The sequence below is a fragment of the Acidovorax sp. LjRoot118 genome (assembly GCF_964253575.1).
In the GTDB taxonomy this organism is placed as follows: domain Bacteria; phylum Pseudomonadota; class Gammaproteobacteria; order Burkholderiales; family Burkholderiaceae_C; genus Acidovorax.
This window is the reverse complement of record NZ_CAXURB020000001.1, coordinates 1,139,083-1,162,189: the sequence shown is the minus strand read 5'-3', so window position 1 is coordinate 1,162,189 and position 23,107 is coordinate 1,139,083. Positions and strand designations below refer to the sequence as shown.

Genomic DNA, 23,107 nt, shown 5'->3' with positions numbered 1-23,107 from the left:
ACAGCCCAGAAACAAGAAAGCCCGGGGGACTTTCCGAAGTGGACAGTCTCCCGGGCTTGACGGCTGACACAACGGTCTTTGCCATCGTTTCGCAAGGCGGAGATGAAGGTCCACCGTGCGAGGAGGCAAGGTATTGCCTCCAGGGGGTGCCGTGGAAGTTTCATCTGCTGCACCGCGGCACTGAATGCCCATCGGCGGGAGAGTTCGCTTCGTCTGGCGATGCCTGAAATCAACAGGCAGATGAACCTTACCAAAGTCGGCTGCCGGGCTCAACCCGGTTTTGCAATGGTGCGGTAAAAGCCGATTGAATTTGACACATGGCCGTCACCGGGCTGTGCTCGGCCGGGCAACCGCTTCGGGTGGAAAAAGGCAAAACCCTGTGTTTTCTACCAGATTTTTCATGCTTTTTTAATCTAACGATTGAATTTGTTAGTATTGACTAGGTATTTGGTGACCTCCTAGAATCCGCCAGCCTCAAAAATGGCTAGTAAAAACCCCAACCCGCTGCCGAACCCGGCTAAGTCAACTCACGGCCCCTCTTGCTTTTTGCAGGCCTGAAATTGATGGCGTACCAATCCAGGTGATACGCCTGATCCTGCCAACCACCCGTGCTGGCAGGGCCTCAGGGAAGCGCCCCAGAAAGGAAGAGCTATGACAGCGTCAGGAAAAATAGTCTCCGGCATGCGAACCTTCGCAGCCGACGTGACCGAAGGTTTTCTTGAAATCACCCACAGCAGCTTCGCCCTCATCGGGCTGACCGTTGCATTCGTCGTTATCGCATTGACCGCCCGGCCCGACCTGCGCCAGGCCGGAGAAGAAAAGCTCATGAACTGGCTGCAGGCGCGCCAGGTCGCCGTGCTGGGCATGCCCATCGAGCCCGAGGCGAGCGAGCGCGCCACCGCTGGCAACCCCAAGGACCTGCCCAAGGAGCAGGCTGCCGTGGCGTTCTGGCTGAGCAAGAAGTACCGCGTGGCCCCCGAGCCGCTGAGCGTGCTGGTGGCAGAGGCTTATGAACTCGGCGCCCGCAACAAGCTCGACCCGACCCTGATCCTGGCCATCATGGCCATCGAGTCGAATTTCAACCCGTTTGCGCAAAGCTCGGTGGGTGCCCAGGGCCTGATGCAGGTGATGACCACCGTGCACACCGAGAAGTACCAGAACTTCGGCGGCCACTTCGCGGCCTTCGACCCGGTGACCAACCTGCGCGTGGGCGTGAAGGTGCTGCAGGAATGCATCGCCCGCGCCGGTTCGCTCGAAGGCGGCCTGCGCTACTACGTGGGTGCGGCCAACCTGCCCGACGACGGCGGCTACACCGCCAAGGTCCTGGCCGAGCATTTCCGCCTGCGCCAGGTGGCCGGTGGCCGCGCCATGCCGACCAACCCGCCCGCCACCCTGTCCACGCAGGCGCCGGTGCAATCGATCCCCGCGTCGGTCAAGCTGCCAGCCCCTGCTTCGCCGGCCAACAACGGCAGCGACAAGGTCGCACTGCTCTCCCAGCCCTCCTGAGAGCTGTGCTGCTGGAGCAGTGCCGCCGCCTGGGATACACTACGCGGGTACGCAACTGGCGATAGGCGCAGCCCCGCAACCGGGCTGCCGCTGACGTGGAAACCGACAAGGGCTTGCCCCTTGTGAACCACTGGGGAGCGTGCCGCACGGGTCTCATGCCCGCCGCGTTCAGCCGTTCGCCTGGGCAGCCCTTGTTTCAAGGGACACAAGTTCATAGGACTGCCATGTACCAACGCAATATTCTTGTCGAACAAGCCGACCCCGAAATCTTTGCCGCCATCACGGCCGAGAACGCCCGCCAAGAGCACCACATCGAGCTGATCGCCAGCGAGAACTATGCATCCCCCGCCGTGATGTGGGCCCAGGGCACCCAGCTGACCAACAAGTACGCCGAAGGCTACCCCGGCAAGCGCTACTACGGTGGCTGCGAGCATGTGGACGTGGCCGAGCAGTTGGCCATCGACCGCGTCAAGAAGATCTTCGGCGCCGATGCCGCCAACGTGCAGCCGCATTGCGGCGCCTCGGCCAACGAGGCCGTGTTCCTGGCCTTCCTCAAGCCCGGCGACACCATCATGGGCATGAGCCTGGCCGAAGGCGGCCACCTGACGCACGGCATGCCGCTTAACATGTCGGGCAAGTGGTTCAACGTGGTCTCCTATGGCCTGGACGCCAATGAAGTGCTGGACTACGACGCCATGGAGAAGAAGGCGCACGAAACCAAGCCCAAGCTCATCATCGCGGGTGCCTCGGCCTACAGCCTGCACATCGACTTTGCACGCTTTGCCAAGGTGGCCAAGGACGTGGGCGCGATCTTCATGGTCGACATGGCCCACTACGCCGGCCTGATCGCCGCGGGCGTGTATCCCAACCCCGTGCCCCATGCCGACGTGGTCACCAGCACCACGCACAAGAGCCTGCGCGGCCCGCGTGGCGGCATCATCCTGATGAAGGCCGAGCACGAGAAGGCCATCAACAGCGCCATCTTCCCCGGCCTGCAGGGCGGCCCGCTGATGCACGTGATCGCGGCCAAGGCCGTGGCCTTCAAGGAAGCGCTGCAGCCCGACTTCAAGACCTACCAGGAACAGGTGATCAAGAATGCCCAGGTCGTGGCCGAAACGCTGACCGCCCGCGGCCTGCGCATCGTCTCCGGCGGCACGCAAAGCCACGTGATGCTGGTCGACCTGCGCGCCAAGGGCATCACCGGCAAGGAAGCAGAGGCCGTGCTGGGCGCAGCCCACATGACGATCAACAAGAACGCCATCCCTAACGACCCTGAAAAGCCGATGGTGACCAGCGGCGTGCGCATCGGCACCCCCGCCATGACCACGCGCGGCTTCAAGGAAGAAGAAGCGCGCATCACCGCCAACCTGATCGCCGATGTGCTGGACAACCCGCGCGACGAGGTCAACATCGCCGCCGTGCGCGCCAAGGTCAACGCGCTGACGGCACGTTTCCCGGTCTACGGCTGATCCGCCCCCGCCATGAAGTGTCCCTTCTGCAGCCACCAGGAAACGCAGGTCGTCGAAACCCGGGTGTCTGAAGAAGGTGACTTCATCCGCCGCAGGCGCCAGTGCGGCGCCTGCGACAAGCGCTTTACCACCTACGAGCGGCCGGAAGTGAACTTTCCGGCCATCGTCAAGAAGGACGGTCGGCGCATCGAGTACGAACGTGGCAAGCTGCTCGGCTCGTTCAACCTGGCGCTGCGCAAGCGCCCGGTGAGTACCACGCAGATCGACAGCGCCATCGAGCGCATCGAGGAAAAGCTGCTCAACCTGGGCCAGCGCGAAGTGCTCTCCAGCCGCATCGGCGAACTGGTGATGCGCGAGCTCAAGAAGCTCGACAAGATCGCCTACATCCGCTTTGCCAGCGTGTACCGCAGCTTCGAGGACATCGACGACTTCCGCGCCATGGTCGACGAGGTGCGCAAGTAGCACCTGCGGTGCTCGGTCGCCAGCAGACTTTGCGCGGCTGGCCGACAATGCACGGGTGAAGACCCGCCATTTCCTGCAGCTCGTGCTGCTGTCTGCCCTGTGGGGCGCCTCCTTCCTTTTCATCCGCGTCGCGAGCCCCGTGCTCGGGCCCAATGTCATGGCCGCCTTGCGCATCGGCCTGGCCACGCTCACGCTGATCTTCATCATGCGCGTGGCCGGCGAGCGCTGGCCCTGGCGCCACTGGCGTGAGCTGGTCGGGCTGGGCGCCCTCACGGTGGCCATCCCCTTCCTGCTGTACTCCTGGGCCGCGCTGTACCTGCCCGCGGGCTACAGCTCGCTGCTCAACACCATGGCCGTGCCGTTCAGCGTGATCGCTGCCGCCTGGCTCAAGGAAGACACGCTGAGCGCACGCAAGTGGATCGGTTGCCTCTGCGGTTTCGCGGGCGTGGCACTCATCGTGCAGCTGGGCCCGGTCACTCCCACACCAGCGCTCATCATTGCCGCCCTGGCCTGCATGACGGCATCGGCCTGCTACGGCGTGTCCACCCCGTGGATGAAGCGCGCCACCACGCGCATGCCCCCACTGGCGATTGCGGCCGGCATCCACGGCACAGCCCTGGTCATGCTGCTGCCCGGCGCGGCCTGGAGCCTGCCCGAGGCGCAGTTCACGCCCACCGCGCTGGCCGCCGTGGCCGTCATGGGCATCGTCACCTCGGGCCTGGCCTACTGGCTCAACCTGCGCGTGCTCAGCCAGGTCTCGCCCGTGGCGGCCATGAGCAGCGCCTTCATGATCCCGCTGTTCGGCGTGGCCTGGGGCCACCTGTTCCTGGGCGAAGCCCTGGGCCCGGGCATGCTCTGGGGCGGCATGCTGGTGCTGGTGGCCACGGGCCTGGTGACCGGGTTCAACCCGCTGCGCTGGCTGGGCGCAGGATCGCGCTCGTAGGAGATCGCCTACAGGCCTGTTCGCCCAGGTCCGGGGCGGCGATGGGCGCAGGCTGCCGACAATGAGGACATGGACCCTCAGCCTCAGCCGCAGCCGACAGTCGCCACATCTCTTCCCACCCACCGCGCCCCGCTGCAGCCCGAGCAGCCCCCACCCCAGCACACCTGGCAGTTTTTTCGCGCCGGCGGCGTGGACCAGGTCATCATCCAGAGCGGCGCGGACATCGCCCACCTCGCAGAACTCGACCAGAAGCTCTGGGTGGCCCTGGCCTGCCCCACGCGCGGCATCGAGTTCGATGAACGCACGCTGGACCTGATCGATACCGACAAGGACGGCCGCATCCGCCCGCCCGAACTGCTGGCCGCCTGCGCCTGGGCCTGCGCGCAGTTGCGCAGCCCGGACGAGCTGGCCCGCCCCGGCGATAGGCTGGAGATCAGCGCCATCGACGACCGCACCGAAGAAGGCGCCGCGCTGGCCGCAGAGGCCCGGCGCCTGCTGGCCATGGCCGGCCGGCCCGAGGCCACGGAGATCGCGCTGGCCGACGTACTCACACGCAGCGAACAGTTGAGCACCCTGCGCTTCAATGGCGACGGCATCATCACGGTGGACACCGCAGGCAAGGACGACACCGTGGCGCGCGAGGCCATCGCGCACATCATCACCACGCACGGCAGCATTCCTCCCACCACCGACAAGCAGTTGCCCGGCATCGACCGCCAACGCGCCGAGGCCTTATTTGCAGAGCTGAACAAGCTCAGGGCCTGGGCCGACCAAGCGCGCGGCGCCACCACCGGCCTGGCCCTGGGGGAGCGCACGATGGCCGCCACCGAGGCCATGAATGCCGTGGCCGCCAAGGTGGAGGACTTCTTTGCCCGAACCCGCCTGGCGGCCTATGACCCGCGCGCCGCCACGGCGCTGAACCCCTCGCTCGACGAATACAGCGCCATGGCCAGCCAGGACCTGGGCCTGGCCTCGCCGGCCATCACCACCCTGCCCCTGGCCCCCATCACCCCCGGTGGCGCACTGCCCCTCAGGCACGGAGTGAACCCGGCCTGGGCCAGGGCCCTGCGCAACTTTCGCGAGCGCACGGTGGAGCCCCTGCTGGCGCGCAGCAACGCCGAAAGCCTCACGCAGGACGAGTGGCAGCTGATCCAGAGGGCTCTGGCGCCCTGCCAGCAATGGCTGGCTGACCGCCCCGCCACCCGCCTCGATGTGCTGGACGAGGAGGTACGCGAGGCCCTCTTGGCAAGTGATGCCGAGCAGCGCGTGATGGCCCTGATCGACGAAGACGAGGCCGAACAGGCCCACAACGAGCAGGCGCAGGGGCTGGAGAAGCTCTTGCGCTTCAAGCGCGACCTGCTGGAGCTGCTCAACAATTTCGTCTCGTTCTCGGCCTTCTACCAGCGCCGGGGCGCGATCTTCCAGGCCGGTACCCTGTACCTGGATGCGCGCAGTTGCGACCTGGTGGTGCAGGTGTCCGACGCCGCGCGCCACGCCAAACTGGCCGGCCTGGCCAAGACCTACCTGGCGTACTGCGACTGCACGCGCAAGGGCCAGAAGATAGGCATCGTCGCGGCATTCACCGCCGGCGACGTGGACTTCCTTTTCGTGGGCCGCAACGGCGTGTTCTACGACCGCGACGGCCACGACTGGGACGCCACCATCACCCGCATCATCGAGAACCCCACGAGCATCCGCCAGGCATTCTTCTCGCCGTACAAGAAGTTCGTGCGCATGATTGAAGAACAGGTGGCCAAGCGCGCATCGGCCAGCGATGCGCGTGCACAGAAGTCATTGGGCACGGCCGCCAGCACCTTGGCCAGCAGCGATCTCAAGACCGTCGGCACCAACGCCAGCAGCGTGACCGTGCCCGGTACCCCGCGCCGCACCGATGTCGGAACGGTGGCCGCCATCGGCGTGGCGCTGGGCAGCATCAGCGCGGTGCTGGTGGGCATCTTCGGCAAGTTCGTGGACCTGGGGGTCTGGATCCCGCTGGCCCTGATCGGCATCGTGCTGGCGATCTCGGGGCCGAGCATGCTGATTGCCTGGCTCAAGCTGCGCCAGCGCAGCCTGGGGCCCATCCTCGACGCCAGCGGCTGGGCGATCAACGGGCGCATGCGGGTGAACACCCGGTTGGGCGGGTCCTTGTCGCAAGTGGCTAAGGTGCCGGCCAATGCACGGCGCATGCTCGATGATCCGTTTGCGGAGTCCAAAAGCCCTGTGTGGGTGGGGCTGGGGGTTCTGGTTGCCGTGGTCGTGGTGGGGTTTGTGGCGTGGCGGGCGCATTGGCTGGATCGGTGGGTGCCGCAGGTGACGGTGACGCCTCCGGTCGCTGCACCGGCAGCTGGGGCCAGTGATGCGACGCCGGCTGCTTCGGTGGCTTCGCCGGCGCGTTGAGTTCAGCGCTTCTTTTCAGCCGTGTGCCTGGGTTGAGGGCGGAGGCCGGGATGTGCGCCCGGCGGCGCACCCACCTTCTTTTGCGTCGCCAAAAGAAGGTGGGCCAAGAAAAGGCGACCCCCAGTCTGCGTCCCCCATTCGCCCTGTCGGGCGAATGGGGGCAGCCTGCGATGCTCGGATCTGGGGTGGTGCCGCAGAACTCGCTGCGTTCTTCGAACTTCGCTCAAACAGCTGCGGCAAGCCAGATCACGAAGCGTGTGTGTCCTTCGGCACACACGCCCACCCCAGCCCCTGCGCTTCTCGGCGCAGCCAGCAGGGGTGGGGAGCGGGGGCAAACACGGCTGCTGCTTCGCAGCTGCGCCTGGGGTCGGGGACGCGCGCGATGCGCGCTGCCGACAATTTGGGCGCGATCGCTCTGCCCTGGCCGAGCGCAGCGACGGCGCACCGAGCCGAGCGAAGCAATGGCCCGAATGGAGCCCGCTCCCACCCCCTTCTGACCGTGCCGAGAAGCGCAGGGCCTGGGGTGAGCGCGTGCCGAAGGACACGCGCATCGTTGTCTGGCTCGCCGAAGCTGTTTGACCGGAGCTGCCTCGCAGAGGCAGCGCAGGGAGTTCTTCGGCGTCACCCCAGGACCGAGCATCGCAGGCTGCCCCACTCGCCCATCGGGCGAGGGGGACACGGGCAGCGGGGTCGCCTTTTCTTTGCCTACTTTCTTTTGGAGGATGTAGAAGAAATAAATTATAATAGCGCCGCATTGACCAAGCAGGAGCAGCGCAATGGCAAAGACAGGCCGACCACCCGTAATCCCCCCTGGCGAGTACACCACCTTGCGCGAGGTGGTCCGAGACAATCCGCAGGCGACGCTGCCCGAGTTGGCGCTGGCCTGGGCCGATCACATGGGCCGCAGCGCCCCTAGCACGGTGACTCTGCGCGCAGCACTGAAGGCTGCCGGCCTGCAGCGAGCGCGGCCCAAGTCGCAGCTGTCCCGCTCGCAGCCTGGTCAGCCTGGCACGCGCTACGGCTACACCGCCCGGCATCGGCCCGCCAGTCAATCCGGCAACGCCATTGCCGGTGCCCTGACCGATGCCGAATGGGCGCTGGCGCAGGACCTGTTCGAGCCCCAACCGGGCTCGCGTGGCAGACCGGCCACCTACTCGCGGCGTAGCGTTGTCGATGCCTGCTGCTATGTGCTGCGCACCGGCTCGTCCTGGCGCAACCTGCCGGTGCAGATCTATCCGCCCTGGCAGTCCGTGCAGAAGGCCTTCGTCAACTGGGCCCGCCAAGGCAAGTTCGAAGCGCTGCACGAGCGTCTGCGCCAGCAATGGCGCCAACGCCTGGAGCGCGCTGCGCAGCCCAGCGAGGCCATCATCGACTCGCAGTCCAACCGGGGCAGCCCTCAGGGTGGTACCTTGGGCTTCGATGCAGGCAAGAAGGTGCAAGGGCGCAAGCGCCATCTGGTCGTGGACACACTGGGCCTGCTGCTTGCGGTTGTGATCACCAGTGCAGCCGTGCAGGACCGCGACGCGGCCGCGCAAGCGGTAGCACAGGCGTGCAAGCGCACGGATGGCTCGTTCAAGACGTTGTGGGCCGACAGCGCGTACGCCGGGCAATGCGCCCAGCAGATCGAGAAGGCGCACCACGTACAGGTGCGCATCGTGCGCCACAGTGCCCGCCACCGCTGGGACGATGCCCAGCAGCCGCTGTGGAGCGACGAGCAGCCCGCCCCCATCGCCAAGAAGCGCTGGGTGGTGGAGCGCACCCATGCATGGCTGGAGCGCAACCGCAGGCTTGTGATGCACCACGACCGCAAGCCGTTCTATGCGGCTGCGTGGGTGTGGCTTGCGCAGGCTCGGATGCTGTTGGGTCGGTTGAAATAGATTTCTTCTACACCCTCTTGGCGAAGCAAAAGAACAGTAGGTGCGCCGCCGGGCGCACACCCCGGCCTCCGACCTCAACCAAAGCACGCAGCAACCACAATCGACGAAACAAGCTCACCCCCGCACCGCCCCCCGGAGCAAATCCGCCACCTTCATCCTCTCCAACCCCGCACTGCTCCAGAACGACCCCAGACTCTCCGCCCGCTCCAGCAACAGCTTTTCCACCAGCGGCTCAGCAGAAGTAGCCAAGGGATCCACCAGCAACAGATACCGCGGCTCCGCCACATCCGCCGCATCCGGGTCGGCCTGGGCGTCGTTGATCTGCCCCACCCAGTCCAGAGACAGCAGGGCATCGAGCACCGGCTCGAGCTGCAGCACGTCCAGGCGCAGCAACTGCGCCAGCTCGCTCGCACGCAGCCCCTTCTGCACATGGCGGCGCGCCAGGTACAGCTCGTGCAGCACCTCCACCGCCAGCTGGAAGGTCCACCCCGCCACGGTACCGCGCCGGGCCACCCCGGCCAGCAGGCTGGGCAGATACGCCGTGACCACCGCACCCAGCAGCACGATGACCCAGGCCACGTAGATCCAGACCAGCAGGATCGGCAAAGTGGCGAAGGCCCCGTACACCACCGAGTAGGTCGGCACGTTGCTCAGATAGATCGCCAGCACCCGCTTGGCCAGCTCGATGCAGATCGACACGAACAGGCCGCCGGCCCAGGCGTGGCGCCATTTCACGGGGGTGTTGGGGACGTAGTGGTACAGCGCCGCCATGCAGCCGGCGAGCACGAAGAACTGGATGGAGTCGAACAGCAGCTGCACGCCGCTGGGCAGTGCCTTCACGAGCCCGCCCGATGCCGACATGACGTACGAGGTGACGGCCAGGCTCACGCCCAGCAGCAGCGGGCCCAGGGTGATCACGGCCCAGTAGATCAGCACGCGCTGGCCAAGGGGGCGCAGGCGGCGCACGCGCCAGATGTCGTTGAGCGTGCGGTCCATGGTGAGGATCAGGGCCAGCGCCGTGGCCAGCAAAATGCTGAAGCCCGCCACGCCCAGGCTGCTGGCCTTGGCGGCAAACTGCGTGAGGTAGCCCAGCACCTGGCGCGAGATGCTGTCAGGCACCAGGCTGTCCACCAGCCAGCGCTGCAGCACGTCCTGCACCTTGCCGAAGATGGGGAACGCGGTGAACACAGCCAGTGCCACCACGAAGAAGGGCACCAGCGCCAGCGTGGTGGTGAAGGTCAGGCTGCTGGCCGTCAGGCCCAGGTGGTCCTCGCGAAAGCGCTCGCGCAGGGTCAGTGCCGTCGTTTTCCAGGGGAAATGCGACAGCTGCGTGATCAGCGCTTCGATGCGCGAGGCTACAGTCTGCAAGGTCAAGGGCATGGCCGATATGATCCTAGGCCCGGCAAGGGGCCACAGGGGGTGTGAAAACGCTGCATCGCAATGAATATGCGGGCAGGCGACATACACCGCGCATTGTGGGCCCAAGCGCGCTGCGGGCCGCAAGCACAATGGCCATGGCTGCCCGCTGAGCCCGCCCGCCGCACCCGGACCAACGAACGATTTTTGCGCCTCTGCGCCATCCACCGACTTCCAACTGCTGCGCCGCCACCGATGACCGCTTCCCTCCCCGTCTCCGACCACGCCATTGCCGCCACCCGCTGGGTGGCCACCGGCAGCGTGATAGCGCTGATCGTGCTGTGCCTGGCCTGGGAGCTGGTGCTGGCCCCCGTGCGCCCCGGCGGCTCATGGATTGCCCTGAAGGCACTGCCGCTGTGCATTCCGCTGGCCGGCCTGCTCAAGAACCGCATGTACACCTACCGCTGGGTGAGCCTGGTGATCTGGCTGTACTTCACCGAGGGCGTGGTGCGCGGCTGGGGCGACAAGCCGCCGTCGCAGTGGCTGGCCTGGGTCGAGGTGCTGCTGTGCCTGGCGCTGTTCACGGCCTGCACGCTGCACGTGCGGCTGCGCCAGCGCAATGCCAAGGCCATGGCGGCCGCCAATGAATTGCAGGAAGGGCAGGCGCCATCCCCTGCCGCCTGAGACGATACAAGCCCACCCGACAATCCACCATCACGCTGCAATGCCCTGGCGCCCGCCCCGGCAGCAGCCCTGACCGCTGTAGACGAAAGGCCCAAGACATGACCACCACCCTCATCGACACCCTGCGCACCCTCGTCGGCCCGGCCCACGTGCTGACCAATGGCGACCTGACCGCCTGGGAGCAGGACTGGCGCCGCCGCGTGCGCGGCAAGGCCCTTGCGGTGGTACGCCCGGCCAGTACGCAGGAAGTGGCCGCCGTGGTCAAGGCCTGTGCCGCAGCGGGCACTGCCATCGTGCCGCAGGGCGGCAACACCGGCCTGGCGGTGGGCTCCACGCCCGACAACAGCGGCACGCAGATCGTGCTGAGCCTCACGCGCATGAATGCCGTGCGCAGCATCGACACCGACAACCTGACCATGACGGTGGAGGCCGGCTGTATCCTGCAGAACCTGCAGGACTTGGCGCAGAACGCGGGCGTGCTGTTCCCCCTGTCGCTCGCGGCCGAGGGCAGCTGCACCATCGGCGGCAACCTGGGCACCAACGCCGGCGGCACGCAGGTGGTGCGCTACGGCAATGCGCGCGACCTGTGCCTGGGCCTGGAAGTCGTCACCGCCCAGGGCGAGGTGTGGGATGGATTGAAGGGCCTGCGCAAGGACAACACCGGCTACGACCTGCGCGACCTGTTCATCGGCAGCGAAGGCACACTGGGCATCATCACCGCCGCCACGCTCAAGCTCTACCCCGAGCCTGCCGCGCGTCTCACGGCCTGGGCGGCCGTGCCCTCCATGGAGCATGCCGTGGCCCTGCTGGGCCTGGCGCACAAGCACCTGGGCGCGGGCCTCACGGGCTTCGAGGTGATGGGCCAGTTCGCGCTGAGCCTAGTGGGCAAGCACATGCCGCAGCTGCGCGTGCCCTTCCTGGGCGACGAGAACGCGCCCTGGTGCGTACTGCTCGAAAACTCCGACAGCGAATCCGAAGCGCATGCGCGCGGCCGCTTCGAGGCATTGCTGGAAACCGCCTTCGAGGCCAGCTGCGTGACCGACGCCGTGGTGGCCGAGAACCTGACCCAGGCCCAGCAGCTGTGGCACATCCGCGAGAACATTCCTCTCGCGCAGGCCGAAGAGGGCCTCAACATCAAGCACGACATCTCGATCCAGATCTCGCGCATCCCCGCCTTCGTGGCCCACACCGACGCCGTGCTGCGCCGCGAGATCCCGGGCGTGCGCCTGGTCAACTTCGGCCACCTGGGCGATGGCAACCTGCACTACAACGTGCAGGCCCCCGTGGAAGGCGATCCCAAGGCCTTCCTGCGCGACCACGAGGAGCACGTGCACCAGCTGGTGTACGACGCGGTGGCCGAGTTCAGCGGTTCCTTCTCGGCCGAACATGGCATCGGCGAACTCAAGGCCGACAAGCTCGAGAAATACCAATCGCCCGTGGCCCTGTCGATGATGCGCGCCGTCAAGCAGGCGCTCGACCCCCAGGGCACCATGAACCCCGGGCGCGTGCTCAACCGCTGAGCGCCCATTTCTTGCAGGAGCCCCGCATGACGACTGCCCCGGTGTCCGTCCGCCCCGCCACTGCAGACGACTACGCCGCCTGGCGCCCGCTCTGGGACGGCTACAACGCCTTCTACGGGCGCTTCGGCGCCACGGCCCTGCCCGAACACATCACGGCAAGCACCTGGCAGCGCTTTCTCGACCCGGCCGAGCCGATGCACTGCCTGGTGGCACAGGAGGAAGGCAGCGGCGCGCTGCTGGGCCTGACCCACTGCCTGTACCACCGCAGCATGACGCGCATCGAGCCGGTCTGCTACCTGAGCGACCTGTTCACCCGCGAGGCCGCGCGCGGGCGTGGCATCGGCCGCCTGCTGATCGAAGCCGTGTACGAACAGGCCCGTGCGGCCGGCTCTTCGCGCGTGTATTGGCAGACGCAGGAGACCAATGCGGCTGGTCGCTTGCTGTACGACAAGGTGGCCAAACACCACGGGTTCATCGTCTACGCGAAAGAGCTGTGACGGACCCGATTCACTGCCTCCAAACGTAAGCTCTGCAAGCGGCAGAAAAACCTTGCAGCATTACGACCGGTAAGGCCAAAAGAGGCCTACCGCAGTGGTTCAATCAGCGCCCTTTTCGCTGCTTTGATACCCTGCTTTGAATCTGTTTTTTTCCTGGCCCCGCGCCGCGCGTGGGGCCACGGCCCTGGCGCTGGTCCTTGGCGCCGCCGCCCCCTCCCTCGCCCGCACTCCCACCACCCTTCTCGACAGCATCGCCGGCCTGCGCAGCGCGCAGCCCACGGGCTTCGTGCATTGCCCGCAGTTCTTCGTGGGCGGCAAGCCGCCGCCGGTGCCGCGCCGCACCCAGCAGCGCCAGCTGTGCTACGAGGCCTTTGCCGTGCTGCATAGCGGCGAGACGCGCACACCCGTCTACGTGGCCCAGCGCCTGAACCGCCAGGTGCTGGAAGGCGCTGACGAAAAACGCTCGAACAAGTTCTTTGCCGATGCCCGCCTGCCCCGCGGCGAGCGCGCCGAACTCGACGACTACAAGCGCTCGGGGTACAGCCGCGGGCACATGGCACCGGCGGCCGACATGTCCACCCCCACGGCCATGGCGCAGAGCTTCTCGCTGGCCAACATGGTGCCGCAGGACCCCAGGCAGAACGGCGGCCCCTGGGCCCGCATCGAGCAGGACACGCGGCGCTATGTGCTGCGCGCCCGAGGCGACGTGTACGTGATCACCGGCCCGGTCTTCACGGCCGAGAGCCCCGCCATCGGCGCCAACAAGGTGCGCGTGCCGGCCTACCTGTTCAAGCTGGTGTACGACGCCAGCACGCAGCGCGCCTGGGCGCACTGGCAGGCCAACCGCGAGGGTGAACGGGCGGGCCCGCCCATAAGCTACCAAGAGCTGGTGAAGCGAACGGGGGTGGAGTTTCTGCCCCAGGTGGAGCCACAGCATTGAGCGCCGCACGGCGCTCACGCCCCGGCAATCTGCTAACTTCCACGCCCATGCCCTCCTCTGCCCTTCACCCCTCAGTCCCCGCCTTGGCCGCATCGTTGGCCGACGACCCCTTTTACCTGGCCATCACGGCCGACTTCGCGCGCGATGCGCAGGGGCGCCGGGCGGTGCTATCGCAGTACCTGGACTACTCGCTGCGCGAGGCACAGCGCGGCGGCCAATGCACACTGCTGCAGGACGAGCGTCTGGGTGCAGCGCTGTGGACCCTGCCCCGCGCTGCCGATGCCGAAGCGGCCGATGCACAGGCCAAGGTGGACCATCTGCAGACCGTGCTGGGCCCGCGCGGCATGGACAACTACCGCCAGATCATCGCCTTCATGGGCCAGCGCGCCAGCGGTGTCGGGCTGGAGGGTGCTTGGTACCTGTCCATCCTGGGCATAGCCCCCGCATCGCAGGGCCTGGGCCTTGGTGCCCAGCTGCTGGCGCCTACGCTGGCAGCGGCGGACCAGGCGAGCGTGGCTTGCTACCTGGAGACGTTCTCTGCGCGCAACGAGAAGTTCTATGCCCGCGCGGGGTTTCAAGCCCTCGCCTCGCACCTGGAGCCAGCGACGGGAGCGCTGTACACGATCATGGTGCGTCACGCATTGGCCATGCCAGCGGCATGAGCAAGGGCCATCCCCTGGGTGCCCAGGGTTCAGGGCAGTTGATCCACCGCTGGGTGCTGCCCCGCCCAATCCTGCGCTGCCTGCCAACCCGGCGGCACGCAGCCACGCTCCTGCACGCACAGGCTGGCGCTGGCCAGGGCGTGGCGCAGGGCCTGCGGGTACACGGCTGCCGGCAAGGCCGCGATGAAGTCGGCCATGTCAGCAGGTGCCGAACCGTCCTGTTGCGCATGGGCGCGCAGCAGGTAGGCGAGCAGGCCCGCGAGAAAGCTGTCGCCAGCCCCCACGGTATCGACCACGGCCAGGGGCTGGGCTTCCTTGGCGAACCATTGGGCAGCCCCCTCCCCTTGCTGCAGCAGCCAGGCGCCCTCGCCGCCCAGGGTCAGTGCCATGAGGCGGGCGCGGGGGTTGGCAGCCAGCAGGTGGCGAGCGCGCTCCAGGGTACCGGTGCCGGGCACCTGCAGATGGTCCAGGTCCTCGTCGCTGGCCTTGATGATGTGCGCCTCGGCCAGGGCCGCCTGGACCTGCGCGCGGTAGGCGGGCAGGTCGGGCATGACGGAGGGGCGCACGTTGGCGTCCACCACCACGCAGCGGCCCGCGGCGCGCTGGGCCTGCAGCCAGGGCAGGTAGATGGCTGCATCGCGCGCATCCAGGGCCAGGGCGCCGGTGCAGACCAGCTGCAGTGCGCCGCCGTGCGCAGCACAGGCGGCGTTGAGCCCCGCAGCGCTCACGGTGCGGTCGGCCACGCCTTCGCGGTAGAAGGCGTAGTCGGGGTGGCCGTGCTCGGTGAGGTTGACCACAGCCAGCGAGGTGACCTCGCCCACGGGTGTGGGCAGGGCCAGTTGCACGCCATCGGCCGCGAGCTGCGCCGCGAGTTCACGGCCCCAGCGGTCGCGTGACAGGGGGTTGAGGTACTGCGTGCCCACACCCTGGCGCGCCAGCGCCCGGCCCAGGTTGTACAGCGCACCGCCCAGGCAGGGCTCGTAGTTGCCGTCGGCACGGCCAATGAGGTCGATCAGCGCTTCGCCGGCAATGGCGACCTGGACGGGAGAGGAAGTGGGCATGGCGTGGTCAGGAAAACAAGAAAGCGACGGTCAATCAGAAATGGGGCAACAGCGCAGGGTACAGCGCCTTGAAGCGCGCATGGCGCTCCTGCAACAGCGCCTGCTGCGCGGGCTGGGGGGTAAAGCGGTCCTCGGCCGGAAGGCCCTGGCACCACAGCGCTTCGTCGCCACCGCAGGCCATGGCGGCCAGGCGCGCGGCGCCCAGGGCTGCAGCAGCATGGGCCCCCTGCGGCCGCTCCAGCGTGCAGCCCAGGCCGCTGGCCAGCAGTTGGGCCCAGGCATTGCTGCGGGCACCACCGCCGACCAGGGCGAGGGATGCGTCTGAAGGCCCCTCCACCTCGCCCGCCGCTGCCTGCATGGCTTGCAGCCCGTCCATGAGGCCGAAGCCCACGCCCTCCATCACGGCGCAGGCCATGTCGGTCGCATCGTGCTCGGCGCGCAGGCCCATGAAGACGCCGGTGGCGGCCGCGTTGTTGTGGGGCGTGCGCTCGCCGCTCAGGTAGGGCAGAAAGAGCGGAGCCTGCGCATGGCGCGCCAGGTCCATGCCCTGCACCGCGGTGGACAGCTGGACCTCGGACTGCCCGGTGATGCGGGCCAGCCAGCCGAAGGCACTGGCCGCGCTGAGCATGACGGACATCTGGTGCCAGCGGCCAGGCAGCGCATGGGCGAAGGCATGCACGGCACGCTCGGTAGCGGGCGCAAACCGGTCGGACACCCGGAACACCACGCCCGAGGTACCCAGCGAGACAAAGCCCTGCCCCGCCTGGCGCGCCCCCACGCCCACTGCACTGGCGGCGTTGTCGCCGCCGCCGCCGGCCATGGCCACTCCGGCGGGCAGGCCCCAGCGAGCGGCCACGTCGGCGCGCAGCACGCCCGTGGCATCGCTGCCCTCGGCCAGGCGCGGCATGTGGGCACGGCTCAGGCCGCAGGCGGCCAGCAGGGTGTCGCTCCAGTCGCGGCGGGTCACGTCCAGCCACAGCGTGCCCGAGGCATCGGACATGTCGCTCACCGCATCGCCCGTGAGCTGCAGGCGCAACCAGTCCTTGGGCAGCAGCACGCTGCGGGTGCGCGCGAAGACCTCGGGCTCGTGCCTGCGCAGCCACAGCAGCTTGGGCGCGGTGAAGCCGGGCATGGCCAAGTTGCCGGTGATCTGGCGCGACGTGGGCACGGCCTGCTCCAGCTCGGCGCATTCGGCAGCGGCGCGGCCATCATTCCAGAGGATCGCAGGGCGCAGCACCTCGCCCTGTGCGCCCAGCACCACGGCGCCGTGCATGTGGCCCGACAAGCCCACACCGCGCACCCGGGCCCAGGCATCGGGCGCCTGTGCGCGCAGCTGGGCCACGGCGGTTTCGGTAGCGGCCAGCCAGTGGGCAGGGTGCTGCTCGCTCCAGGTCGGCTGGGGACGGTGCTGGGGCACGGGCGCATCGGCCACGGCATGCACCTGCTGGTCTTCGCCCAGCAACAGCATTTTGACACCCGAGGTGCCCAGATCAATACCTAAGTACATGCGCTATTCCTGAAACAGTGGGAAAAGCACTGTCATGACTTGATCCCGAAGCGGCCCGCACCCTGCTTGCGGTATTCGCTGGGCGTCATGCCCTTGATGTCCAGAAAGCGGCGGTTGAAGTTGGCCATGTTGTTGAAACCCACGTCGTAGGCGATGTGGGTGATGTAGCGCTCGGACTCCATGAGCAGCTGGCACGCGCGGTTCACGCGCACCAGGTTCACGAAGTCGGTGAAGGTGTTGCCCGTGGCCCGGCGGAAGAAGCGCGAGAAGCGGCTCTCGGTCATGCCCAGTTCCTGCGCCAGGTCGGCGGCCGACAGGGGCTCTGCCAGGTGGTCGGTGATGCGGCTCACGACCGCATTGATCTGGTCGAGCTGGGTGTCGTTGTCCTCGCTTTGCAGCTGCGTGCTCGACAGCAGCCGAAAATCTGTGCAGCGGGCAAGGTCGCTCAGGAATTCACAGAACGCGCCGAACCGGGCCAGCCCCTGGCGGGCCTTGATGCGCTGCCAATGCTCCTGTGCCTGCGCCTCCATGCCAAAGAACTCGATGCCGTGGCGGGCCCGCTCCAGCAGGGGCAGCACCTCTCGCAGTTCAGGGATGCTCTCGCTGCTGGCCATGAGCGGGGCGTGCGAGAACTGGATCACCAGGTCGCGCAGCGGCACGCCGCCCTCGGGCAGGTCCATGCTGATCCAGTTGTGCGGCAGGCGCGGCCCGGTCAGCACCAGATGGCCCGGCTGGAACTGGCCGATCCAGTCCCCCACGAACACCTTGCCCGAAGTAGCGGTGATCAGGTGCAGTTCGTACTCGTCGTGGTAGTGCCAGCGCGCCAGCGGCGTCGGAAAACCGTGCGACAGGCAGCGGATGAAGCCCACGGTTTCCGGCGGCTCATAGCCCAGCTCGGGCGATCGCACATAGTCGTGCTCCAGCTCGGGCTTGGTCTGGCGTGGGGAGACAGGCGTCGTCTTCACGGTCATGGCGTCATTCCTGTGGGCAAGCCGCTCAATTTACCCCTGCGATTTTGCACGTTCCGCCACGAACGCCTGCACGCGCGCGAATGCCTTGCGCAGCGTGGCGACCAGGCGCGGGTCCGAGGCCATCTCGCCCCAGAGCGTCGCATCGGCGGCGTAGGCGGCGACCGGGTCGGCCGCATCGCAGATCGCATGCGCCACGGCCGGGTCCATGGCCTGGTCCTGGTAGTCGTAGGGGATCTGCCCGGCATGCCAGCGCTGCAGGTAGGCCAGGAACAGCGCCGGCAGCATGGCGACGCTGTCGAACGAACCATGGCGCGCCAGCTGGTCGCGGATAGTGGGCGCGATCATGCCGGGGATCTTGGAGAACGCATCCATGGCCACGCGCTGGTTGGTGTCGGCGATGGCGGGGTTGCCGAAGCGGTCCAGCACCACGTCGCGGTACCGCTCCAGGTCGATGGGGCACGGCTGCTCAGGGGTGTGGAGCACGGGGATCGCATCGTCGGTCACGTAGTCGTAGGCCATCTGGCGGATGGCGGCGTCGTGCGTGCCTTCGTGGATGTACCGGTAGCCCGCCAGCGTGCCCGCCCAGGCGATGCAGCTGTGGGTGGCGTTGAGCAGGCGGATCTTGGCCTCCTCGTAGGCCTGCACCGAGTCCACCATCTCCACGCCCACCTTCTCCCACGCAGGGCGCCCGGCAATGAACTGGTCCTCGATCACCCACTGGATGAAGCTCTCGCCCATGAGCGCCGCCTTGTCATCCCAGCCGGCGGCGGCCTTCACGCGCTCGGCCACGTCGGGTGTGGGGCGCGGCGTGATGCGGTCGACCATGGCGTTGGGGCTGCGGGTGTTCGCAAGCACCCAGGCCTTGAGAGCGGCATCGCCCAGCGCGTCGATGAACTGCAGCAGGCCGCCGCGTGAGCGCTCGCCGTTGTGGCGCAGGTTGTCGCAGTTCATCAGCGTCACCGGGCCGGCACCGGCCAGCATGCGGGCACGCAGGATGCTCACCAGGGCGCCGTAGATGCTGTGGCCCGCTTGGCCGGCCTGCACGGCCGCGAGATCGGCGCGCAGGTCCGGGAAAGTGGCCCAGTCGAGCTGGTTGTCGGCATCCAGGTAGTAGCCGGCCTCGGTCACGGTGAACGAGATGATGCGCGTGGCGGCATCGGCGCCGGCGGCGATCAGGGGCGCCAGGTCGTCCTGGTAGGGAATCACGCGCTCGATGGATTCGATGCGGGTATAGCTGCGCTCGCCCTGCGGCGTGACGGTTTCCAGCGTGTAGCGCCCGCCCTGGGCCTCAAGCGCCGCGATGGTCTCGGCCATGTCGGGGCGAAGGTTGCCACCCACGATGGCCCAGCCCATGTCGCCCGACTGGCGCAGTTCGTGAACGTAGACGGCCTGGTGGGCGCGGTGGAACGAGCCCAGGCCCAGGTGCAGGATGAAATTCATGGTGCGTGAATGCAAGGAATTGTGGAGAGCTCTCGCGGATTTGCATTCGACCGGATAACTAGGCGGGAAGCCGCAGACAGTGCTGTAGCACGGCAAGGCGACCCAACGACGTTATACGGTTGAAGGCACATCCGCATCAGAGGTCGAAATTGGTGGGCATCATCACCACGTCGCGGATGGTCATGCCGCGCGGCCGGGTCAGCATGAACAGCACCACCTCGGCCACTTCGGCGGCCTCGATGAGGCTGCCATTGGCCTTGGCCTCTTCGAGCTTTTCGGCGGGCCAGTCGGCCAGCAGCGAGGTGATGACCGGGCCCGGCGAGATGGCGCCCACGCGGATGCCGTGCTTGAACACCTGGCGGCGCACGGTCTGCACGAAGCAGTTCACCGCCCACTTGGAGGAGGCGTAGACGGGCTCCCACGGCGTCGGGAAGTGGGCGGCCAGCGAGCTCGTGACGATGATGTCCCCGCGGCCGCGCCCGATCATGTGGGGCAGCACGTTGTGTACGTTCTTCATCACCACGTTGACGTTGAGCTGCAGCATGCGGTCGATGGCATCGGGGTCGGCATCGACCAGGTCGCCCCCGACGTAGAGCCCCGCGTTGGCGTGGAAGATGTCGAGCTGGCCGGCGATGGCCAGCGTGCGCGCCAGCAGGCTGGCGCACTGTTTCGCATCGAGCAGATCCAGCACCAGCGGCGAAGCGCTCTCGCCAATGGCCGCGCAGGCCCTTGCCAGTGCGGCTTCATCGCGGTCGATCAGCACCACGCGCGCACCAGCATCCGCCATGGCCTTTGCGCTGGCAAAGCCGATGCCCGAGGCCGCGCCGGTGATGGCGGCCACCTGGCCTTGCAGAGGATGCACGGCGGTCACGCGCCCTGCCCCGCCACGACGTGGCCCGCCGGGTCGAACCAGTGCGCTTGCGAGGCGTCGATGTCCAGGCTCACCGCATCGCCCGCGCGCAGGCCGGTGCGGTCGTTCTGGCGCGAGACGAACTGCGCACCGCCGGGGGTGCTCACGTAGATCAGCGTTTCGGCGCCCAGTGCTTCGATCAGGTCCACCTGCCCGCTCACCGGCGTCGTGCCGGTGCTGCGCACCGCGATGTTTTCCGGGCGCAGGCCGATGGCACCGCCCGCCGCACCCGCCGGGGCCTGCTGCTGCACCGGTGCAGGCAGCTGCTGCAAGGGCACCACGTTCATCTGAGGCGTGCCGATGAACTGGGCCACGAACTGGTTGGCAGGCTTGTCGTACAGCTCCAGCGGCGTGCCGACCTGCTCGATGAGCCCGTCGCGCAGCACCACCACGCGGTCGGCCAGGGTCATGGCCTCCACCTGGTCGTGCGTCACATAGATGGTGGTGGCGCCCAGGTCGCGGTGCAGCTTGGCGATCTCCACCCGGGTCTGGCCGCGCAGGGCCGCGTCGAGGTTGGACAGCGGCTCGTCGAACAAAAACACCTTGGGCGCGCGCACGATGGCGCGGCCGATGGCCACGCGCTGGCGCTGCCCGCCCGAGAGTTCCTTGGGCGTGCGCTCCAGGTAGGTGGTGAGGTTCAGGATCGCGGCGGCGCGCTCGACCTTCTCGCGCACGATGGCCGGATCCACCTTGGCGAGCTTGAGTGCAAAACTCATGTTCTCGTACACGCTCATGTGCGGGTACAGCGCGTAGCTCTGGAACACCATGGCCAGGTCGCGCTTGCTCGAAGGCTGGTCGGTGATGTCGCGGCCGTCGAGCATGAGCGAGCCGCCGTCGATGTTCTCCAGCCCCGCGATCAGGCGCAGCAACGTGGACTTGCCGCAGCCCGAGGGGCCGACGAAGACGATGAACTCGCCTTGCTGGATGGTGAGGTCGATGCCCTTGATGGCGCGGTGCTCACCGAAGAATTTCTCGATGCCGCGCAGTTGGAGATAGGCCATGGAATCGGATTCCTGAAAACTTGATTGCGTTAGATGGGAGAGCTGCGCGCTACTTCACGGCGCCAAAGGTCAGGCCTTGCACCAGCTGCTTCTGGCTGAACCAGCCAAAGACCACGATGGGCGCAATCGCCATCAGCGAGGCTGCAGACAGCTTGGCCCAGAACAGGCCCTCGGGGCTGGAATACGAGGCGATCAGCGTGGCCAGCGTGCCGGCCTTGGCGGCGCTCAGGTTCAGGCTCCAGAAGGCCTCGTTCCACGACAGCACCAGGCACAGCAGGCCCGTGGAGGCCAGGCCGCCCATGCCCAGGGGCAGCAGCACCAGGCGCACCTCTTGCCACAGGGTGGCGCCGTCCATGCGCGCGGCCTCCAGGATCTCGCGCGGGATGTCCTTGAAGTGCGAGTACAGCATCCAGACCATGATGGGCAGGTTGGACAGCGCGAACACGATGATCAGCACCAGCTGCGTGTCGAGCAGGTGGCTCTTTTGCGCCAGCACGTAGATCGGCACCAGCGCGCCCACGGCGGGCATCATCTTGGTGGAGAGCATCCACATCAGGATGTCCTTGGTGTACTTGCCCTTGAAGAAGGCCATGGCGTAGGCTGCGGGTGAGGCCAGCATGAGCCCCACCACAGTGGAGAGCACACTGGTGATCACCGAGTTCTTGGCGTACAGCAGGTAGTCGCTGCGCTCTTGCACCTCGTGGAAGTTTTCGAGCGTGGGGATGAAGAACAGCTGCGGCGGCACGGCAATGGCCTGCAGCTCGGTCTTGAACGCGGTGAGCAGCAGCCAGGCCAGCGGGAAGAACAGCAGCAGGGCCACGCCCCAGGCGGCCACGGTGCGCAGGGCCAGCAGGCCCAGAGGATAGGAGGATCGGCGTCGGGTGGTCATGTCGGTGGTCCTTCTTCTTTTACTTGTCGAGGTTCTTGCCGACCATGCGGATCAGGAAAACCGCCGCGATGTTGGCAAGGACCACGGCGAACAGCGCGCCCGCCGAGGCCACGCCTGCGTCGAAATTGAGCAGCGCCTGCTTGAAGATCAAAAAGGTGACGTTGGTGCTCGCATCGCCCGGGCCACCGCCGGTGGTGGTGTAGATCTCGGCGAAGATGCTGAGCAAAAATATGAGTTCGATCATCACCACTACGGCCACCGAGCGCGCCAGGTGCGGCACGTACAGGTAGCGCAGTTGCTGCAGGTAGTTGGCGCCGTCCATGCGCGAGGCCTCGAGCTGCTCGTGGTTCATGCTCTGCAGCGAGGTCATGAAGATCAGCGTGGCAAACGGCAGCCACTGCCAGGACACCATGACGATGACCGAGAACAGCGGCAAGTCCGTGAGCCAGTCCACCGGCTGCGCGCCGAAGAACATCCACACCTGGGCGAGCACGCCGTAGATGGGGTTCATCATCATGTTCTTCCACATCAGCGCATTCACCGTGGGCATGACGAAGAACGGCGAGATCAGCAGCACCCGCACGATGCCCCGGCCCGCGAACGGCTCGTTGATGAGCAGCGCGATGGCGATACCGAACACCACCGTGATGAGGATCACGCTACCGAGCAGCAGCAGCGTGTTGACCACCGCCGTGCCGAACGAAGGGTCGGTGACGAAGTACTCGAAGTTCTCCAACCCGGCAAAGCCGGTCTGGTCCGGCTGCATCAGGTTGTAGCGGATCAGCGAGAAGTAGATCGTCATCACCAGCGGCACGATCATCCACAGGAAGAGCGTGGCCATGGCTGGCGTGAGCAGCAGGCGGGGAAGCAGGCGGTTCATGGGAATCCCGGGAGAAATCTGGCGTTGCCAGACAAGGTAGAAACCGTCACCAAGGCATTGGGGAGGCCGAAACTCCCCGCCGCACGTGCGCGCAGCGAGGAGTCGTGGACCCCGATCAGCCCTTGGCGGCCGGCC

At 67.1% G+C, this 23,107-nt stretch carries 20 protein-coding genes and 1 riboswitch; of the genes, 11 read left to right on the top strand and 9 right to left on the bottom strand.

Annotated elements, in window-relative coordinates:
* Window positions 1-651 precede the first annotated feature (651 nt).
* The 6 genes from ACSQ9E_RS05440 (at window position 652) to ACSQ9E_RS05415 (ending at window position 8,654) form a co-directional block, all read left to right on the top strand.
* Entirely contained in the window at window positions 652-1,506 is an 855-nt protein-coding gene (locus tag ACSQ9E_RS05440; RefSeq protein WP_057205583.1) for a lytic transglycosylase domain-containing protein, read from the top strand.
* A 41-nt stretch (window positions 1,507-1,547) separates the two neighbouring features.
* A riboswitch (ZMP/ZTP riboswitch) is annotated at window positions 1,548-1,699 on the top strand.
* Window positions 1,700-1,730: 31 nt separating this feature from the next.
* Complete coding sequence (gene glyA, locus ACSQ9E_RS05435) at window positions 1,731-2,975, top strand: serine hydroxymethyltransferase (protein ID WP_436217116.1); 1,245 nt, start codon at window positions 1,731-1,733, stop codon at window positions 2,973-2,975.
* 12 nt (window positions 2,976-2,987) lie between these two features.
* Window positions 2,988-3,437 carry a transcriptional regulator NrdR gene (gene nrdR / locus ACSQ9E_RS05430; RefSeq protein ID WP_007856647.1) on the top strand — a complete coding sequence of 150 codons (450 nt, stop codon included), beginning with the start codon at window positions 2,988-2,990 and terminating at the stop codon, window positions 3,435-3,437.
* A gap of 55 nt (window positions 3,438-3,492) precedes the next feature.
* A complete protein-coding gene (locus tag ACSQ9E_RS05425) occupies window positions 3,493-4,380 on the top strand; it encodes a DMT family transporter (RefSeq protein ID WP_436217115.1) in 888 nt (295 codons plus the stop codon).
* A 69-nt stretch (window positions 4,381-4,449) separates the two neighbouring features.
* Window positions 4,450-6,777, top strand: coding sequence for a hypothetical protein (locus tag ACSQ9E_RS05420; protein ID WP_436217114.1), 2,328 nt, complete (start codon window positions 4,450-4,452; stop codon window positions 6,775-6,777).
* A gap of 776 nt (window positions 6,778-7,553) precedes the next feature.
* Entirely contained in the window at window positions 7,554-8,654 is a 1,101-nt protein-coding gene (locus ACSQ9E_RS05415) for an IS5 family transposase (protein ID WP_436217113.1), read from the top strand.
* A gap of 114 nt (window positions 8,655-8,768) precedes the next feature.
* On the opposite strand, the gene ACSQ9E_RS05410 is transcribed toward ACSQ9E_RS05415, so the two are convergent.
* Window positions 8,769-10,034 carry a YihY family inner membrane protein gene (locus ACSQ9E_RS05410; RefSeq protein ID WP_436217112.1) on the bottom strand — a complete coding sequence of 422 codons (1,266 nt, stop codon included), beginning with the start codon at window positions 10,032-10,034 and terminating at the stop codon, window positions 8,769-8,771.
* Between the two features lie 231 nt (window positions 10,035-10,265).
* On the opposite strand from ACSQ9E_RS05410, the gene ACSQ9E_RS05405 reads away from it, so the two are divergent.
* The 5 genes from ACSQ9E_RS05405 to ACSQ9E_RS05385 all read left to right on the top strand — a co-directional run bounded on the left by ACSQ9E_RS05405 (window position 10,266) and on the right by ACSQ9E_RS05385 (window position 14,313).
* Window positions 10,266-10,694, top strand: coding sequence for a DUF2069 domain-containing protein (locus tag ACSQ9E_RS05405; protein WP_057205576.1), 429 nt, complete (start codon window positions 10,266-10,268; stop codon window positions 10,692-10,694).
* A 98-nt stretch (window positions 10,695-10,792) separates the two neighbouring features.
* The gene (locus ACSQ9E_RS05400; protein ID WP_436217111.1) at window positions 10,793-12,214 is read left to right on the top strand and encodes an FAD-binding oxidoreductase; all 1,422 of its coding nucleotides are present in this window, start codon (window positions 10,793-10,795) and stop codon (window positions 12,212-12,214) included.
* Between the two features lie 26 nt (window positions 12,215-12,240).
* On the top strand, window positions 12,241-12,711 hold the full coding sequence (locus ACSQ9E_RS05395; protein ID WP_436217110.1) for an N-acetyltransferase family protein: 471 nt from the start codon (window positions 12,241-12,243) through the stop codon (window positions 12,709-12,711).
* Window positions 12,712-12,847: 136 nt separating this feature from the next.
* Entirely contained in the window at window positions 12,848-13,651 is an 804-nt protein-coding gene (locus ACSQ9E_RS05390) for a DNA/RNA non-specific endonuclease (RefSeq protein ID WP_436217109.1), read from the top strand.
* A gap of 83 nt (window positions 13,652-13,734) precedes the next feature.
* A complete protein-coding gene (locus ACSQ9E_RS05385; protein ID WP_436217108.1) occupies window positions 13,735-14,313 on the top strand; it encodes a GNAT family N-acetyltransferase in 579 nt (192 codons plus the stop codon).
* 29 nt (window positions 14,314-14,342) lie between these two features.
* Here the strand turns inward: ACSQ9E_RS05385 and ACSQ9E_RS05380 are convergent, their stop codons facing one another.
* From ACSQ9E_RS05380 to ACSQ9E_RS05345, 8 genes are all read right to left on the bottom strand, one after another.
* Window positions 14,343-15,374, bottom strand: a complete 1,032-nt coding sequence (locus ACSQ9E_RS05380) for a carbohydrate kinase family protein (protein ID WP_436217107.1) — start codon at window positions 15,372-15,374, stop codon at window positions 14,343-14,345.
* A 34-nt stretch (window positions 15,375-15,408) separates the two neighbouring features.
* Window positions 15,409-16,881: a xylulokinase gene (xylB, locus tag ACSQ9E_RS05375; RefSeq protein WP_436217106.1), complete on the bottom strand. Its 1,473-nt coding sequence runs from the start codon at window positions 16,879-16,881 to the stop codon at window positions 15,409-15,411.
* A 32-nt stretch (window positions 16,882-16,913) separates the two neighbouring features.
* On the bottom strand, window positions 16,914-17,852 hold the full coding sequence (locus ACSQ9E_RS05370; RefSeq protein WP_057205565.1) for a helix-turn-helix domain-containing protein: 939 nt from the start codon (window positions 17,850-17,852) through the stop codon (window positions 16,914-16,916).
* Between the two features lie 30 nt (window positions 17,853-17,882).
* The gene (gene dalD / locus ACSQ9E_RS05365) at window positions 17,883-19,292 is read right to left on the bottom strand and encodes a D-arabinitol 4-dehydrogenase (RefSeq protein ID WP_436217105.1); all 1,410 of its coding nucleotides are present in this window, start codon (window positions 19,290-19,292) and stop codon (window positions 17,883-17,885) included.
* A gap of 136 nt (window positions 19,293-19,428) precedes the next feature.
* Window positions 19,429-20,163 (bottom strand): SDR family oxidoreductase, encoded by a 735-nt coding sequence (locus ACSQ9E_RS05360; protein WP_436217104.1) that lies wholly within the window; start codon window positions 20,161-20,163, stop codon window positions 19,429-19,431.
* Complete coding sequence (locus tag ACSQ9E_RS05355) at window positions 20,160-21,203, bottom strand: ABC transporter ATP-binding protein (protein ID WP_322595710.1); 1,044 nt, start codon at window positions 21,201-21,203, stop codon at window positions 20,160-20,162. The genes ACSQ9E_RS05360 and ACSQ9E_RS05355 overlap by 4 nt, the downstream gene beginning before the upstream one ends.
* 49 nt (window positions 21,204-21,252) lie before the next feature.
* Window positions 21,253-22,092, bottom strand: coding sequence for a carbohydrate ABC transporter permease (locus ACSQ9E_RS05350; protein WP_436217103.1), 840 nt, complete (start codon window positions 22,090-22,092; stop codon window positions 21,253-21,255).
* Window positions 22,093-22,111: 19 nt separating this feature from the next.
* Window positions 22,112-22,972: a carbohydrate ABC transporter permease gene (locus ACSQ9E_RS05345; protein ID WP_057205556.1), complete on the bottom strand. Its 861-nt coding sequence runs from the start codon at window positions 22,970-22,972 to the stop codon at window positions 22,112-22,114.
* Between the last annotated feature and the right edge of the window lie 135 nt (window positions 22,973-23,107).

Bases quoted from the DNA above. Each gene is read 5' to 3' on its own strand.
- ACSQ9E_RS05440 (WP_057205583.1), top strand. From the start codon at position 652: ATGACAGCGTCAGGAAAAATAGTCTCCGGCATGCGAACCTTCGCAGCC.
- glyA (WP_436217116.1), top strand. From the start codon at position 1,731: ATGTACCAACGCAATATTCTTGTCGAACAAGCCGACCCCGAAATCTTT.
- nrdR (WP_007856647.1), top strand. From the start codon at position 2,988: ATGAAGTGTCCCTTCTGCAGCCACCAGGAAACGCAGGTCGTCGAAACC.
- ACSQ9E_RS05420 (WP_436217114.1), top strand. From the start codon at position 4,450: ATGGACCCTCAGCCTCAGCCGCAGCCGACAGTCGCCACATCTCTTCCC.
- ACSQ9E_RS05415 (WP_436217113.1), top strand. From the start codon at position 7,554: ATGGCAAAGACAGGCCGACCACCCGTAATCCCCCCTGGCGAGTACACC.
- ACSQ9E_RS05410 (WP_436217112.1), bottom strand. From the start codon at position 10,034: ATGCCCTTGACCTTGCAGACTGTAGCCTCGCGCATCGAAGCGCTGATC.
- ACSQ9E_RS05405 (WP_057205576.1), top strand. From the start codon at position 10,266: ATGACCGCTTCCCTCCCCGTCTCCGACCACGCCATTGCCGCCACCCGC.
- ACSQ9E_RS05400 (WP_436217111.1), top strand. From the start codon at position 10,793: ATGACCACCACCCTCATCGACACCCTGCGCACCCTCGTCGGCCCGGCC.
- ACSQ9E_RS05395 (WP_436217110.1), top strand. From the start codon at position 12,241: ATGACGACTGCCCCGGTGTCCGTCCGCCCCGCCACTGCAGACGACTAC.
- ACSQ9E_RS05380 (WP_436217107.1), bottom strand. From the start codon at position 15,374: ATGCCCACTTCCTCTCCCGTCCAGGTCGCCATTGCCGGCGAAGCGCTG.
- xylB (WP_436217106.1), bottom strand. From the start codon at position 16,881: ATGTACTTAGGTATTGATCTGGGCACCTCGGGTGTCAAAATGCTGTTG.
- ACSQ9E_RS05370 (WP_057205565.1), bottom strand. From the start codon at position 17,852: ATGACCGTGAAGACGACGCCTGTCTCCCCACGCCAGACCAAGCCCGAG.
- dalD (WP_436217105.1), bottom strand. From the start codon at position 19,292: ATGAATTTCATCCTGCACCTGGGCCTGGGCTCGTTCCACCGCGCCCAC.
- ACSQ9E_RS05355 (WP_322595710.1), bottom strand. From the start codon at position 21,203: ATGGCCTATCTCCAACTGCGCGGCATCGAGAAATTCTTCGGTGAGCAC.
- ACSQ9E_RS05350 (WP_436217103.1), bottom strand. From the start codon at position 22,092: ATGACCACCCGACGCCGATCCTCCTATCCTCTGGGCCTGCTGGCCCTG.
- ACSQ9E_RS05345 (WP_057205556.1), bottom strand. From the start codon at position 22,972: ATGAACCGCCTGCTTCCCCGCCTGCTGCTCACGCCAGCCATGGCCACG.